14 protein-coding genes are annotated in these 13,152 nt (G+C 70.3%); 9 read left to right on the forward strand and 5 right to left on the reverse strand.

The window, feature by feature from the left end; genetic code table 11:
* Window positions 1-33 precede the first annotated feature (33 nt).
* The 8 genes from ABEA62_RS00080 (at window position 34) to ABEA62_RS00115 (ending at window position 8,054) form a co-directional block, all read left to right on the forward strand.
* Entirely contained in the window at window positions 34-1,032 is a 999-nt protein-coding gene (locus tag ABEA62_RS00080; protein ID WP_286216641.1) for a PhoH family protein, read from the forward strand.
* Complete coding sequence (gene ybeY / locus ABEA62_RS00085) at window positions 1,029-1,478, forward strand: rRNA maturation RNase YbeY (protein WP_286215647.1); 450 nt, start codon at window positions 1,029-1,031, stop codon at window positions 1,476-1,478. The genes ABEA62_RS00080 and ybeY overlap by 4 nt, the downstream gene beginning before the upstream one ends.
* Complete coding sequence (locus tag ABEA62_RS00090; protein WP_286215649.1) at window positions 1,475-2,782, forward strand: hemolysin family protein; 1,308 nt, start codon at window positions 1,475-1,477, stop codon at window positions 2,780-2,782. Before ybeY ends, ABEA62_RS00090 begins: the two co-directional genes overlap by 4 nt.
* Entirely contained in the window at window positions 2,775-3,674 is a 900-nt protein-coding gene (gene era, locus ABEA62_RS00095) for a GTPase Era (protein ID WP_286215650.1), read from the forward strand. The genes ABEA62_RS00090 and era overlap by 8 nt, the downstream gene beginning before the upstream one ends.
* Before the next feature lie 352 nt (window positions 3,675-4,026).
* Window positions 4,027-5,766 (forward strand): 2-isopropylmalate synthase, encoded by a 1,740-nt coding sequence (leuA, locus tag ABEA62_RS00100; protein ID WP_345377892.1) that lies wholly within the window; start codon window positions 4,027-4,029, stop codon window positions 5,764-5,766.
* 68 nt (window positions 5,767-5,834) lie between these two features.
* Window positions 5,835-6,278 carry a phage tail protein gene (locus ABEA62_RS00105; protein WP_286215651.1) on the forward strand — a complete coding sequence of 148 codons (444 nt, stop codon included), beginning with the start codon at window positions 5,835-5,837 and terminating at the stop codon, window positions 6,276-6,278.
* 241 nt (window positions 6,279-6,519) lie between these two features.
* Entirely contained in the window at window positions 6,520-7,251 is a 732-nt protein-coding gene (gene recO, locus ABEA62_RS00110; protein WP_286215652.1) for a DNA repair protein RecO, read from the forward strand.
* Between the two features lie 44 nt (window positions 7,252-7,295).
* Window positions 7,296-8,054, forward strand: a complete 759-nt coding sequence (locus tag ABEA62_RS00115) for an isoprenyl transferase (RefSeq protein WP_425557924.1) — start codon at window positions 7,296-7,298, stop codon at window positions 8,052-8,054.
* Here the strand turns inward: ABEA62_RS00115 and ABEA62_RS00120 are convergent.
* From ABEA62_RS00120 to ABEA62_RS00140, 5 genes are read right to left on the reverse strand one after another with little or no spacing between them, the layout of a single operon-like run.
* A complete protein-coding gene (locus tag ABEA62_RS00120; RefSeq protein ID WP_286215653.1) occupies window positions 8,051-8,596 on the reverse strand; it encodes a DedA family protein in 546 nt (181 codons plus the stop codon). The two genes, ABEA62_RS00115 and ABEA62_RS00120, sit on opposite strands and share 4 nt — an antisense overlap.
* On the reverse strand, window positions 8,596-8,997 hold the full coding sequence (locus ABEA62_RS00125) for a Fur family transcriptional regulator (protein WP_286215654.1): 402 nt from the start codon (window positions 8,995-8,997) through the stop codon (window positions 8,596-8,598). Before ABEA62_RS00125 ends, ABEA62_RS00120 begins: the two co-directional genes overlap by 1 nt.
* Entirely contained in the window at window positions 8,994-9,830 is an 837-nt protein-coding gene (locus ABEA62_RS00130) for a metal ABC transporter permease (protein WP_286215655.1), read from the reverse strand. Before ABEA62_RS00130 ends, ABEA62_RS00125 begins: the two co-directional genes overlap by 4 nt.
* On the reverse strand, window positions 9,827-10,585 hold the full coding sequence (locus ABEA62_RS00135; RefSeq protein WP_286215657.1) for a metal ABC transporter ATP-binding protein: 759 nt from the start codon (window positions 10,583-10,585) through the stop codon (window positions 9,827-9,829). The genes ABEA62_RS00130 and ABEA62_RS00135 overlap by 4 nt, the downstream gene beginning before the upstream one ends.
* A 46-nt stretch (window positions 10,586-10,631) precedes the next feature.
* On the reverse strand, window positions 10,632-11,585 hold the full coding sequence (locus tag ABEA62_RS00140) for a metal ABC transporter substrate-binding protein (protein WP_286215658.1): 954 nt from the start codon (window positions 11,583-11,585) through the stop codon (window positions 10,632-10,634).
* Between the two features lie 175 nt (window positions 11,586-11,760).
* Between ABEA62_RS00140 and ABEA62_RS00145 the strand changes: the two genes are divergently transcribed.
* On the forward strand, window positions 11,761-13,146 hold the full coding sequence (locus ABEA62_RS00145; protein ID WP_345377899.1) for a glycine--tRNA ligase: 1,386 nt from the start codon (window positions 11,761-11,763) through the stop codon (window positions 13,144-13,146).
* Window positions 13,147-13,152: the final 6 nt, after the last annotated feature.

Genomic DNA, 13,152 nt, shown 5'->3' on the forward strand with positions numbered 1-13,152 from the left:
ACGCGGGTGGTGGTGATCGACGACGCCGCGAGCATGCCCGAGCTGCTGGGCTCGGGCGACGGCGTGCTGCGCGAGGTCGAGCGCGCGTTCCCCGCGGTCGACATCCTCGTGAGGGGCAATCGCATCACGCTGACCGGCGAGGAGTCCGACGTCGACGCGGCCGCGACCGCCGTCGAGGAGCTGCGTGACGTGCTGGGGGCCGGCGTGCCGCTGACCCCGGACGTGGCGCGCGAGTCCGTGCGCATGCTGCGATCGACCCCGACCGCCGAGGCGCAGGGTGCGCCCGAGGAGCGTCCCGCCGGCGTCCTCAGCCGCTCGATCCTGTCCACGCGCGGACGCACGATCCGGCCCAAGACCCAGGGCCAGGCATCGTACGTTCACGCGATCGAGACGCACACGGTGACCTTCGGCATCGGCCCCGCCGGAACCGGCAAGACCTACCTCGCGATGGCCCAGGCCGTGGCCGCGCTGCAGGGCAAGCGGGTCAACCGCATCGTCCTCACGCGTCCCGCGGTCGAGGCGGGCGAGCGGCTCGGCTTCCTGCCCGGCTCGCTCAGCGAGAAGATCGACCCGTACCTGCGGCCGCTGTACGACGCGCTGCACGACATGGTCGACCCCGAGTCGATCCCCAAGCTCATGGAGGCGGGCACCATCGAGGTCGCGCCCCTCGCGTACATGCGTGGGCGCACGCTCAACGACGCGTTCGTGATCCTCGACGAGGCTCAGAACACCACGCGCGAGCAGATGAAGATGTTCCTCACGCGTCTCGGCTTCGGGACCACGATGGTGGTCACGGGCGACGTCACGCAGGTGGACCTGCCGGGCGGGACGCAGTCCGGGCTGAGGTCGGCCGCCGAGATCCTCAGCGGGGTCGAGGACATCGCGTTCTGCCACCTGGGCGCGCAGGACGTGGTGCGTCACCGACTCGTGAGCGACATCATCACCGCCTACGCCGAGAGCGACGAGAACAGGGCGCAGACGCCGCGCCCCACCGGCCAGCGCCGCCGGTTCGACCGGGAGGAGCGTCCATGATCGACGTCAACAACGAGACCGATGCCGAGGTCGACGAGGTCGAGTTCGCGGAGCTCGCCCGCTACGTCCTGGGACAGATGCACGTCGCCGACGGCGCCGAGCTCGCGATCCTCTTCGTGGACGAGGAGGCGATGACACAGCTGCACGTGCAGTGGATGGACGAGCCCGGCCCCACGGACGTGCTGAGCTTCCCGATGGACGAGCTGCGCCCCGGCACGCCCGACAACCCCACGCCTCCCGGCCTGCTCGGCGATATCGTGGTGTGCCCGAGCGTTGCGGCGCGGCAGGCGGCGGCGGCCGGCCACAGCGCCGAGGAGGAGATGCTGCTCCTCACCACGCACGGGATCCTTCACCTCTTGGGCTACGACCACGTCGAGCCCGAGGAGGAGAAGGAGATGTTCGCGCTGCAGCGCCATCTCTTGCTCACCTTCCTCGCGCGCCGATGAGCTCGTCCGCGGTCTCGCTGCTCGTGGCCGTCGCGGTCGCGGGGCTCGCGGGAGCCGCGGTGTTGCACGCGATCGTCGCCGCGTTTGAGCAGATCCCCTACGCCGACGAGCGCCGCATCGCGGCCCTGGTCCGCCCCGACGGCAGACCCACGCGTGCCGCGCGGCTCGCGGTGCTTCCGGATCATGCCGACAACGCCGCCTCGGTCGGCTACGCGATGCTCGAGTCTCTCGCGCTGGTCGCATGGACCGTGCTCGCCCTCGAGTTGGGCGACGTGCTCGGGTGGGACGGCTGGGCGACGCTCGCGCTCGCGGCGGGCGTGGCCGCGTTCCTCTCGGTCATCGTGGTGCGTGCCTGGCCTCGCGGCGTCGCCCGCAGCCATCCGGAGGCGGCCATCCGCGCGCTCGCGCCGGTGGGCTGGGCGATCGTGCGCCTCACGACCCCCATCCGCGCCGTGGTGCCCGCGCTGCAGATGCGCGAGCTGTCCGAGCCGGAGGACCTCGTCGAGCAGGCCGGTGATGCCCTCGAGGAGGAGGATGCGGAGCTGCTGCGCTCCGTCGTGGGGCTCGGCGACACGCTCACGCGCGAGGTGATGGTGCCGCGCACGGACATGATCACGATCGACGCCGGCACTCCCGCGCGCAAGGCGATGCTGCTGTTCATGAGGTCGGGTTTCTCGCGCGTGCCGGTCATCGGCGACGGGGTCGACGACACCGTGGGCGTGCTCTATCTCAAGGACGTGGTGCGCGCGACGTGGGACCACCCCGAGCGACTCGACGAACCGATCGACGCGCTCATGCGCGAGCCGGTCTTCGTGCCCGAGTCGGTGCCGGCCGATGACCTCCTGCGCCGCATGCAGGACGAGGTCTTCCACATGGCGGTGGTCGTGGACGAGTACGGCGGCGTCGCAGGACTGGTCACCATCGAGGATGCGCTCGAGGAGATCGTGGGCGAGATGGTCGACGAGCACGATCGGCTCGCGCCCGAGGTCGAGGACCTGGGGGACGGGCGCTATCGTGTGCCCGCGCGGTGCTCTCTCGACGAGCTCGCCGAACTCTTCGACGTCGAGATCGACGACGAGGACGTGGAGACCGTCGCGGGACTGCTCGCGAAGGCCTTGGGCAAGGTGCCCATCCCCGGGTCGCGCGCGAGCGTGCATGGGCTCGACCTGCTGGCCGAGCGTGCCGAGGGCCGCCGCCGGCGGCTCGTGTCGGTGGTGGTGACCCGCGTCGAGCCCGAGCCCGCCGCCGACGAGAATGTGACCGCGCCACGCAGGCGCGGACGGAAGGACGATGACCATGAGTGAGTTCCGATCGGGCTTTGTGGCCTTTGTGGGCCGGCCCAATGCGGGCAAGTCGACCCTGATGAACGCCCTGGTGGGCGAGAAGGTCGCCATCATGTCCTCGCGCCCTCAGACCACCCGGCGCGCGATTCGTGGCATCATTACCAGGGACGATTCCCAGGTGGTGGTCGTCGATACCCCGGGACTGCATCGTCCCCGCACGCTGTTGGGCGAGCGCCTCAACGACCTCGTGCGCGAGACCCTCGCCGAGGTCGACGTGATCGGCTTCTGCCTGCCCGCCGACGAGAAGGTGGGACCTGGCGACCAGTGGATCGCGCGCGAGCTGTCCGCCGCGCGGGCACCCGTCATCGCGATCGTCACCAAGGTGGACAAGGTCGCGCGGGAGCGCGTCGCGCAGCACCTCATGGACGTCCAGCAGCTGGGGGAGTGGGCCGAGATCGTGCCCGTGAGCTCGATCAAGGACATCCAGATCGACACGCTGCTCGACCTGATCGTCGGGTACCTGCCCGAGGGGCCCGCCCTCTACCCGGACGGCGAGCTGACCGACGAGCCCGAGGAGATGCGGATCGCGGAGCTCATCCGCGAGGCGGCGCTCGAGGGCGTGCGGGACGAGCTTCCTCACTCGCTCGCCGTGGTGATCGAGGAGATGGTCGAACCCGACTCCGAGGATGCCCACCGCGAGGTGCTCGAGATCCGCGCCCACGTCTTCGTGGAGCGGGACTCGCAGAAGGGCATCATCATCGGCAAGGGCGGGTCGCGGCTCAAGGAGGTCGGAGCGACGTCGCGAGCCGGCATCGAGCGGCTGCTGGGGCGCAAGGTGTTCCTCGACCTGCACGTCAAGGTCGCCAAGGACTGGCAGCGCGACCCCAAGCAGCTGGGTCGGCTGGGGTTCTAGCCGCTCGCCGGATGCGGGTGCTGAGTTCGGGGGCCCGAAACGCGGGCGAATTCCGGTTGCGCCCGCGAATGCGGCGTGCGCAGCCCGAAACGCGGGCGAATCCACGAGTCGCCCGCGTCACAGGAGGTGCTGATCCCGGACGATGCCGTGGTCGCCGTGGTCGTGCGGGGCACCGCGGCGGTCGGGAAGTCCAGTTTGCCGCGCGGCGCGGGGCGTCGGCTATGGTGGTCGCATGCGTGCACCCTCGCTGCTTACGTGCCGCGACGAGGCCTAGGCCAGGCCGGTCCCTCGTCGCGGAGGTTGGTGTGCCGGCCCCCAGCCATAGACCACAGCCACGCAGCAAGGAATCCCCATGAGCCACTACACCGGCGGCGACCAGCGTCGCTCCGCGATGCCCATCCGCAAGTACGTTCCGTTCCACGAGCAGATCGAGGTCGATCTGCCGGACCGCACCTGGCCTAGCGCCCGCATCGAGAAGGCACCGCGGTGGTGCGCGGTGGACCTGCGCGACGGCAACCAGGCGCTCATCGAGCCCATGAACGCCGAGCGCAAGATGCGCCTCTTCGAGCTCCTGGTCCGCATGGGCTACAAGGAGATCGAGGTCGGTTTCCCCAGCGCAAGCCAGACCGACTTCGACTTCGTGCGCGCCCTCATCGAGGAGGACCGCATCCCCGAGGACGTCACCATCCAGGTGCTCACCCAGGCCCGTGAGCACCTGATCGAGCGCACGTATGAGTCGCTGCGGGGGGCCAAGCAGGCGATCGTGCACCTCTACAACTCGACGTCGATCCTCCAGCGCGAGGTGGTGTTCCGCGCCAATGAGGACGAGATCCTCGACATCGCGACCCACGGCGCCATGCTCTGCCAGAAGTTCGAGGAGACCATCCCGGACACGAGGGTGTTCTACGAGTACAGCCCCGAGTCCTACACGGGCACCGAGCTCGCGTACGCGCTGCGCGTGTGCAACGCGGTGCTCGACGTATGGAAGCCCACGCCGGACCGCAAGGTGATCATCAACCTGCCCGCGACCGTCGAGATGGCGACCCCCAACGTGTACGCCGATTCGATCGAGTGGATGAGCAGGAACCTCGACTATCGCGACTCCGTGGTGCTGAGCCTGCACCCGCACAACGACCGCGGCACCGCGATCGCGGCCGCCGAGCTGGGCTACATGGCCGGCGCGGACCGCATCGAGGGGTGCCTGTTCGGCAACGGCGAGCGCACCGGCAACGTCGACCTGGTGACGCTGGGGATGAACCTTTTCAGCCAGGGAATCGACCCCGAAATCGACTTCTCTGACATCGACGAGATCCGCCGCACGGTCGAGTACTGCAACCAGATCGACGTCCACCCACGCCACCCTTGGGGCGGCGACCTGGTCTTCACCGCATTTTCGGGATCGCATCAGGACGCGATCAAGAAGGGCCTCGAGGCCATGGAGGCGAAGGCCGAGCGCCAGGGCGTGAGCGTCGACGACCTCGTGTGGGCCGTGCCGTACCTGCCGATCGATCCGCGCGACGTGGGGCGCTCGTACGAGGCGGTCATCCGGGTCAACTCGCAGTCCGGCAAGGGCGGAGTCGCGTACCTGCTCAAGACGGAGCGTCATCTCGACCTTCCCCGCAGGCTGCAGATCGAGTTCTCGCGCGTGGTCCAGCGAGAGGCCGATGCCACGGGCGCCGAGATGACGGCGGAGCACCTCTGGCGCATCTTCGAGGACGAGTACCTGCCGTCGCCTGACCCCGCGCGCGCGTGGGGCCGCTTCGCGCTCGTCGGGACGCGCGCGACATCGTCCGATGCCGGACCCGACACGCTGGCCGCCGACATCACCGACTCCGGTACGAGCGTCACGGTGGAGGGCTCCGGCAACGGCCCGGTCGCCGCGTTCGTGGCCGCGCTCGGCACCAGGGGAGTGCGCGTCGAGGTGCTCGACTATCACGAGCACGCGATGAGCGGTGGCGGCGATGCGATCGCCGCCGCGTACGTCGAGTGCCAGATCGGCGACCAGATCCTGTGGGGCGTGGGGATCGACGCATCGATCACCACCGCGACTCTCAAGGCGATCATCTCCGCGGTCAACCGCGAGGGTCGCTGAGCCGCGGCCGCGCTCGGTCAGGAGGAAATCGACACGCCGACGTGCGTCTTCGCGCTTACACCCTTCCCGTGGCCCTCGCGTCCACCTTGATGGTCTCGGCCTGCATCGGTCCGGCCGGCGCCGACGGGTTCCAGGGCTTGCATGGCATCCAGGGCCCCGTCGGCCCGGCGGACCCCATCGGCGCGACGGGTCCGCAGGGTCCCGCAGGTCCGCAGGGGTCCGCAGGAACGGTCGAGTGGCTGGGGTACCGGACGGGAGAGGTCGCGTCCGGTCGTGGGGCGGACTGCATGCTCGGTGAGATCCTGCTGACCGCGAGCACCGTGGACAATCGCCTCCCCGCGAACGGTCAGTTTCTTCCGATCCAGCAGTTCACGGCGCTGTTCAGCCTGTACGGCACGCGCTACGGAGGCGACGGCATCACCACCTTCGCCCTGCCGGACCTGCGTCCGCTGACGCCGGACTACATGGCGTACTCCGTGTGCATGGCTGGCGTCTACGCTGCCCGCGACTAGTCACACCGACGTCATCCCCCTGACCAGGGAGCTCGCGGCGGCTGATCGGCCGCGCCGCGGGGCTCGGCCCCGACCTCGGGCGCGCCCCGCGAGGTGCTCAGTGCCCGAATCGACGGATTTTGGGCACTGAGCACCTCGCAGGGCGCAGCGGCAGGCCGAGTGCGCTGAAGCGCAGGCCGGGGGCGCTCGGACGGCGTCGCGCCTGCGGCCTCGCCACCCTCGCCCGGGGGACAATGGCGGCGTGCCTCTCTACCGTGACGATGCGATCGTCCTCCGCACCCACAAGCTGGGGGAGGCCGATCGCATCGTCACGATGCTCACGCGACGTCACGGCAAGGTACGCGCCGTCGCCAAGGGCGTGCGCCGGACCTCGAGCAGGATCGGCTCGCGCATGGAGCCCTTCATGCTGGTCGACGTGCAGTTGTACGAGGGACGCAACCTCGACATCGTGAGCCAGGTCGAGACCCGCGAGCCCTATGCGCGCAGGATCGCCGAGGACTACGCGAAGTTCACGGCGGCCACCGCGATGGTCGAGACCGCCGACAAGCTGGTCGACCACGAGCGCGAACCCGCCTGGGATCACTACCGCCTCCTGCATGGCGCGCTGGGGTCGCTCAGCCGGGGCGAGCACGACGCTGGCATGGTGCTCGACGCCTTCCTGCTGAGGTCGCTCTCGCTCGCGGGCTACGAGCCGAGCTTCACCGACTGCGCGAGCTGCGGCAGGCCCGGTCCGCACCGCGCCTTCGTGGTGGGCGGCGGAGGCGCCGTGTGCGAGTCGTGCAGGCCTCCCGGCGCCGCGGCTCCCGCCCCCGAGACCTTCTCCCTGCTCGAGGCGTTGCTCGCCGGGGATTGGCGCACGGCGGATGCCTCGGAGGCGCGCCACCGCCGCGACGCCGCGGGCCTCATCGCCGCGTATACCCAGTTCCACCTCGAGCGCAAGGTACGCAGCCTGGGGCACGTCGACCGGTCCTGACGGCGCTCCCTGCCCCGGCATCGTCCGCCGCTAGGCTGGCGGTTGTGAGCCCCGAGCGACCCACCCCCCATCCGTCAGGCGCGACGCCGCCCGACCTCCCGCGCGAGGCCGTGCCGCGCCACGTCGCGGTCGTCATGGACGGCAATGGCCGGTGGGCCAAGGAGCGTGGATTGCCGCGCACCGCCGGTCACGAGCGTGGCGAGGCCGCGCTGCTCGACGTGGTTGCCGGCGCGATCGAGGCCGGCGTGACCCACCTCAGCGCGTACGCGTTCAGCACCGAAAACTGGAAGCGCAGCCCCGACGAGGTCCGCTTCCTCATGGGCTTCAATCGCGACGTCATCCGGCGCCGGCGCGACGAGATGCACAGCTGGGGCGTGCGCGTGCGCTGGGCGGGTCGCCGTCCGCGGCTGTGGAAGTCCGTGGTGAACGAGCTCGAACGCGCGGAGGAGCTCACGCGCGACAACGACGTCCTCACCCTCACGATGTGCGTGAACTACGGCGGCCGAGCGGAGATCGCCGATGCCGCCAAGGCGATCGCGCTCAAGGTCGCGGCGGGGGAGCTGGACCCGTCGAAGGTGACGGAGAAGACGCTCGCGGCCCACCTCGACGAGCCCGACATGCCGGACGTCGACCTGTTCTGGCGGTCGAGCGGAGAGCAGCGCAGCTCGAACTTCCTGCCCTGGCAGGCCGCCTATGCCGAGTACGTCTTCAGCGACGTGCTGTGGCCCGACGTCAACCGCACGCACCTGTGGGCCGCGATCGACGAGTACGCGCGGCGCAACCGCCGCTTCGGGGCCGCCTAAGCGTCGGAGGGCGTGGTCGCGGACGATGCCGTCGCCGGGTGCGCGGGCGCGGCACGCCTACGCCATCGTGACAGCCCCCAGCCGGCCGTGATCAAGGCGACGATCGCAGCGGCGAGCAACCAGGGGGACGTCGCCCACGCCTCCCACAGCGACAACGCGATGAGCGTGTAGATCGTGGCCCAGATGAGGCTGCCGGGAATCAGCGCGAGTGTGTAGAGGTCAAAGCGCATGCGGGTGTAGCCCGCGGTGGCGTTGACCATGGTTTGGAAGCCCACGGTGAGGAAGGACATCGGGATCGCAAGCCAGCCCCAGCGCTCGATGAAGGAGCGCGCGCGTTCCGTCCCCGGCCCCGCCAGTCGTTGCGCGAGGCGTGCCCGACGCCCGTCGCCGGCCTGTGTCCTGCCCGCCACGGCATCGGCCCCCGTGCGCGCCCATCGCGCGATCCAGTAGGTGCCCTGGGTGCGCAGGAACACCACGCAGAACAGGAAGAGCGACAGCCACCACCAGGGGCCGTCGGCGACGAAGGCCGGAACGCCGGGCATCAGCCGCGGTCGCGCGCGGCGCACGCGGGGCACACGCCGGTGAGTTCGATCGTGTGGCTGATCTCGGCGTAGCCATGCTCCGTCGCGATCGCGGCGGCGTAACTCTCGAAGGACGGCACGTCGATCTCGACCGCGCGTCCGCACACGCGGCAGCGGAGGTGATGGTGGTGCTCCTCGCCCGCCTCGCATCGGCGATAGAGGGTCTCGCCCGACTCAGACACGACCGAGTCGACCTCGCCCGCATCCGCGAGGGCGGTCAGCGCGCGGTACACCGTCGCGAGGCCCACGGTCGAGCCCTCCGAGCGCAGGTGCTCGTGCCACGACTGCGCGGAACGGAAGTCGCGGGTGTCGAGCGCGTCGAGGATCTCGCGGCGTTGGCGGGTCATGCGGGTCGCGGTCATGCGCGTACCCTCTCACGCGCGGCGGTGACCGCGGCAACGATCACGTAGAGCGCGACGCCGAGGACCACGATGAGTGCGCCCGGCTGGAGGTTGTGGAACAGCGTGATCCAGATGCCGGTGACCGTGAGCACCGCGCCGAGCCCCATGGCCACGTGCATGGTGCGCGCGAAGGACCGCGTCATTAGCTGAGCGATCGCCACGGGCACGATCATCAGCGCGCTCACCAGGAGCACGCCCACCACGCGCATCGCGACCGTGATGGTGATCGCGGCCAGGACGGCGACCACCATGTTGAGGACCGCGACGGGCAGACCCGTCGAGCGCGCGAACTCTTGGTCGTGGGTGACCGCGAACAGCGACGAGCGCAGCCCGAGCCCGATGATCAGGATGAGCGCGGCGAGCGCGACGCTCACCCACACGTCTCCCCAGGTCACCGTCGAGATCGAGCCGAAGAGGTAGCCCAGCAGGTTCGCGTTCGAGCCGCCCGCGAGGCCGATGAGCAGCACGCCTCCCGCGATTCCGCCGTAGAACAGGATCGCCATCACGACGTCCGCCGCGGTGCCGCGCGCGCGCATGCGCTCGATCACGACCGCCCCGGCGATCGCGAAGACCACGGCGCCGGGGATCGCGAGGGCGTCGCGCTGCGCGAGCCCGGCGGCGGAACCCGCGAGCCAGCCCGCGGCCACTCCGGCGAGCGCGACGTGGCCGATGCCGTCGCCCAGCAGCGCCATGCGGCGCTGCACGAGGTAGGTGCCCATGACGGGCGCGGCGAGTCCCACGAGCAGGCCGACGAGCAGCATGCGCTGCACCAGGGGATCGGTGAGCAGGGTCATGGCCCCTCCAGTCCCAGCGCGCCGCCGGTGGGCTGCGCGCCCTCGTGGGCGTGTTCGTGCTCGTGGCCAGGCAGCGCGTGGACACCCAGGTCCTTGGGCGGAGCGCCCACGTACGTGACGCAGCCCTGCTCGAGCACCACGGCGTGATCGATGTGGCGCGCGATCGAGCCGAGCTCGTGCAGGACCACCACGACCGCCACGCCGTCGTGCTTGAGGTGGCCGAGCGTGTGGGCGAAGGAGACCTGCGACTGCAGGTCCACCCCCGCCATCGGCTCATCGAGGATCAAGAGGTCCGGGCGGCGCACGAGCGCGCGCGCGATGAGCACGCGCTGCTGCTGCCCTCCCGAGAGCCGCAACACGTCGCGCCGGGCGAGGTCCTCGATCGCGACCGACCGTAGCGCGTCGATCGCGCGTCGCTTGGCGTCGCGCGGCGGGATCAGGCCGCGCAGGCCTCCGGCCGCCCCACGTCCGTCCTCGCGGCTGCCCAGCAGCCCCGACATCACGACCTCGAGAGCCGTGGCGGACACGCCGCCACCGGCGCCGATGCGTTGCGGCACGTAGCCGAGTCGCGCGCGCGCCGCGGGCGTCGAGGGGGAGCCGAAGAGCGAGACGGAGCCGCCCGCGAGCGGCACCGCGCCCACCATGGCACGCACGAAGGTCGACTTGCCCGAGCCGTTGCCGCCCATGAGCGCGACGACCTCGCCCGCGGAGACCTCGAGGTCGACGCCATGCAGGATCTCGGTGGTCCCGAGCACGACTCGAACGCCGCTGGCGACCAGCGGCGTTCGAGTGCGATCGAGATCAGGCGCAGCCAAGCGCGCCCCGGATTTCCTCGAGGTTGCGGGTCATGGTCGAAGCGTAGTCCTCGCCGTCGGCCACGGTCTCAACCGGGCTCAGCACCGCGGTGGCGACCCCGGCATCGTTCGCGAGCGACTCGGCGACAGAGGCGGAGACGGTGTCCTCGGTGAAGATCACCGTCGCGCCGGTGTCGGCCACCCGCTCCTTGATCTCGAGCAGACGCGCGGGGGAGGGCTCGGACTCGGGGTCGAGGCCCGCGAAACCCTCCTGGTGAATGCCGTAGCGCTCCGTGAGGTAGCCGAAGGCCTCGTGCGCCACGAAGATGGTGTCGCGCTCGCACTGCGCGAGGCCGGTCGCGTAGGCCTCGTCGATGCCGGTGAGCGTCTCCGTCAGGGAGGCGGCGTTGGCCGCGTAGGAGTCGGCGTTGTCGGGGTCGAGTTCCGAGAGCTCGGCGGCGACGGAGTCGGCGTAGGCCGCGAGCAGCGTGGGGTCGAGCCAGAAGTGGGGGTCCGACGTGCCGTGCTCGTGCTCGTCCTCGGCGTCGTGGGCCTCACCCTCCTCTTCGGCGTGCTCCTCGGCGTCGTGGAGCTCCACGACCGCGGCGGCGTCGAGGGAACGCACCCCGGTGCTGTCGATCGCGTCGTCGACGGCGGGCTGGAAGTCGCTCAGGAAGAGCACCAGGTCCGCACCCTGCATCTCTCGCACCGAGGCGGGAGAGAGCTCGAGGTCGTGGGCGTCGACGCCGGGCTGCGCGAGCGCCACCACGGTGGTGTCCGCGCCCGCGACGCCGCGCGCGACGTACTCAAGCGGGTAGAAGGCCGCCGCGACCGTGAGGCCGTCGGCGGGAGCGGACGATGCGCTGGCCCCGGTCTCGGCGGGGGCCGAGCAGGCGGCAAGGGTGAGCGTCGTCGCCGCGGCGGCGGCGACGAGCAGCGAGGGTCGCAGAGTCGAGGTCATGGTGCCAGCCTAGCGTGACTGATAATCATTGTCAATAAGGACCAATGTCCCGTCCGTCGGCTCGCGACGCCCCGCAAGCGCCGTGCCGTCGTCGGGGGTCTGGAGCCCAGCATCGTCCCTCAGTGCGCGCCTATAGACTGACCCGAGCAATCCGACCCCCCGCAAGGAGCACCACGTGGCCGTTACCAGCCGTCTCGACAACGTCATCTCGCTCGCGAAGCGCCGTGGCTTCGTGTTCCCCTGCGGCGAGATCTACGGAGGCACCCGTTCCGCATGGGACTACGGGCCGCTCGGCGTGGAGCTCAAGGAGAACATCAAGCGCCAGTGGTGGCGGTCGATGGTCACCAGCCGTGACGACATCGTGGGGCTCGACTCGTCGGTGATCCTGCCCCCGCAGGTGTGGGAGGCCTCCGGCCACATCGCGGCCTTCGTTGACCCACTCGTCGAGTGCCTCAGTTGCCACAAGCGCTACCGCGAGGACCACCTGCTCGAGGAGTTCGAGGAGAAGAAGGGGCGCGCTCCCGAGGGTGGCCTGGCCGAGATCGCATGCGCCGCATGCGGCACCCGCGGCCAGTGGACCGAGCCCAAGATGTTCAACGGTCTCCTGCGCACCTACCTGGGCGCGGCTCAGGACGAGTCCGGCCTGCACTACCTGCGCCCCGAGACCGCGCAGGGCATCTTCGTGAACTTCGAGAACGTCATGCGTACGTCGCGCCAGAAGCCCCCGTTCGGCATCGCGCAGGTGGGCAAGTCCTTCCGCAACGAGATCACGCCGGGCAACTTCATCTTCCGCACGCGCGAGTTCGAGCAGATGGAGATGGAGTTCTTCGTGGTGCCTGGCACCGACGAGGAGTGGCACCAGCACTGGATCGACACCCGCAAGGCCTGGTACGAGGACCTGGGCATCGCGGCGGACAACCTGCGCCTCTACGAGCACCCGCTCGAGAAGCTGTCGCACTACTCCAAGGGCACCACCGACATCGAGTACCGGTTCGGCTTCCAGGGCTCGGAGTGGGGAGAGCTCGAGGGCATCGCCAACCGCACGGACTTCGACCTCACGACCCACGCGAAGCACTCGGGCAAGGACCTCAGCTACCTTGACCCCGCGACCAACGAGCGGTTCGTGCCGTACGTCATCGAGCCCGCGGCGGGCCTCTCGCGCTCGCTCATGGCCTTCCTGGTCGAGGCCTACACCGAGGAGGAGGTGGCCACCGCGAAGGGGGGCACCGAGTCCCGCACGGTGCTGCGCCTCGACCACCGCCTCGCCCCCATCAAGGCCGCGGTGCTGCCGCTGTCGAAGTCCGCTGACCTGGTCCCGACCGCCGAGGCGCTCGCGAAGGAACTGCGTGGCGCGTGGAACATCGACGTCGACGTCACCCAGTCGATCGGCAAGCGCTACCGCCGTCAGGACGAGGTGGGCACGCCGTTCTGCATCACGATCGACTTCGACACGCTCGACGACCAGGCGGTGACCATCCGCGACCGCGACACGATGCAGCAGGAGCGCGTGGCGCTCGCTCAGGTCCAGGGCTATCTCGCGCAGCGCCTGATCGGCGCGTAGGCAGGG

This window comes from Demequina sediminis, assembly GCF_039545075.1.
Classification (GTDB): Bacteria; Actinomycetota; Actinomycetes; order Actinomycetales; family Demequinaceae; genus Demequina; species Demequina sediminis.

Coding starts and splice junctions, on each gene's coding strand:
- ABEA62_RS00080 (WP_286216641.1), top strand. CDS start 34: ATGCCCGAGCTGCTGGGCTCGGGCGACGGCGTGCTGCGCGAGGTCGAG.
- ybeY (WP_286215647.1), top strand. CDS start 1,029: ATGATCGACGTCAACAACGAGACCGATGCCGAGGTCGACGAGGTCGAG.
- ABEA62_RS00090 (WP_286215649.1), top strand. CDS start 1,475: ATGAGCTCGTCCGCGGTCTCGCTGCTCGTGGCCGTCGCGGTCGCGGGG.
- era (WP_286215650.1), top strand. CDS start 2,775: ATGAGTGAGTTCCGATCGGGCTTTGTGGCCTTTGTGGGCCGGCCCAAT.
- leuA (WP_345377892.1), top strand. CDS start 4,027: ATGAGCCACTACACCGGCGGCGACCAGCGTCGCTCCGCGATGCCCATC.
- ABEA62_RS00120 (WP_286215653.1), bottom strand. CDS start 8,596: ATGCCCGGCGTTCCGGCCTTCGTCGCCGACGGCCCCTGGTGGTGGCTG.
- ABEA62_RS00125 (WP_286215654.1), bottom strand. CDS start 8,997: ATGACCGCGACCCGCATGACCCGCCAACGCCGCGAGATCCTCGACGCG.
- ABEA62_RS00130 (WP_286215655.1), bottom strand. CDS start 9,830: ATGACCCTGCTCACCGATCCCCTGGTGCAGCGCATGCTGCTCGTCGGC.
- ABEA62_RS00140 (WP_286215658.1), bottom strand. CDS start 11,585: ATGACCTCGACTCTGCGACCCTCGCTGCTCGTCGCCGCCGCCGCGGCG.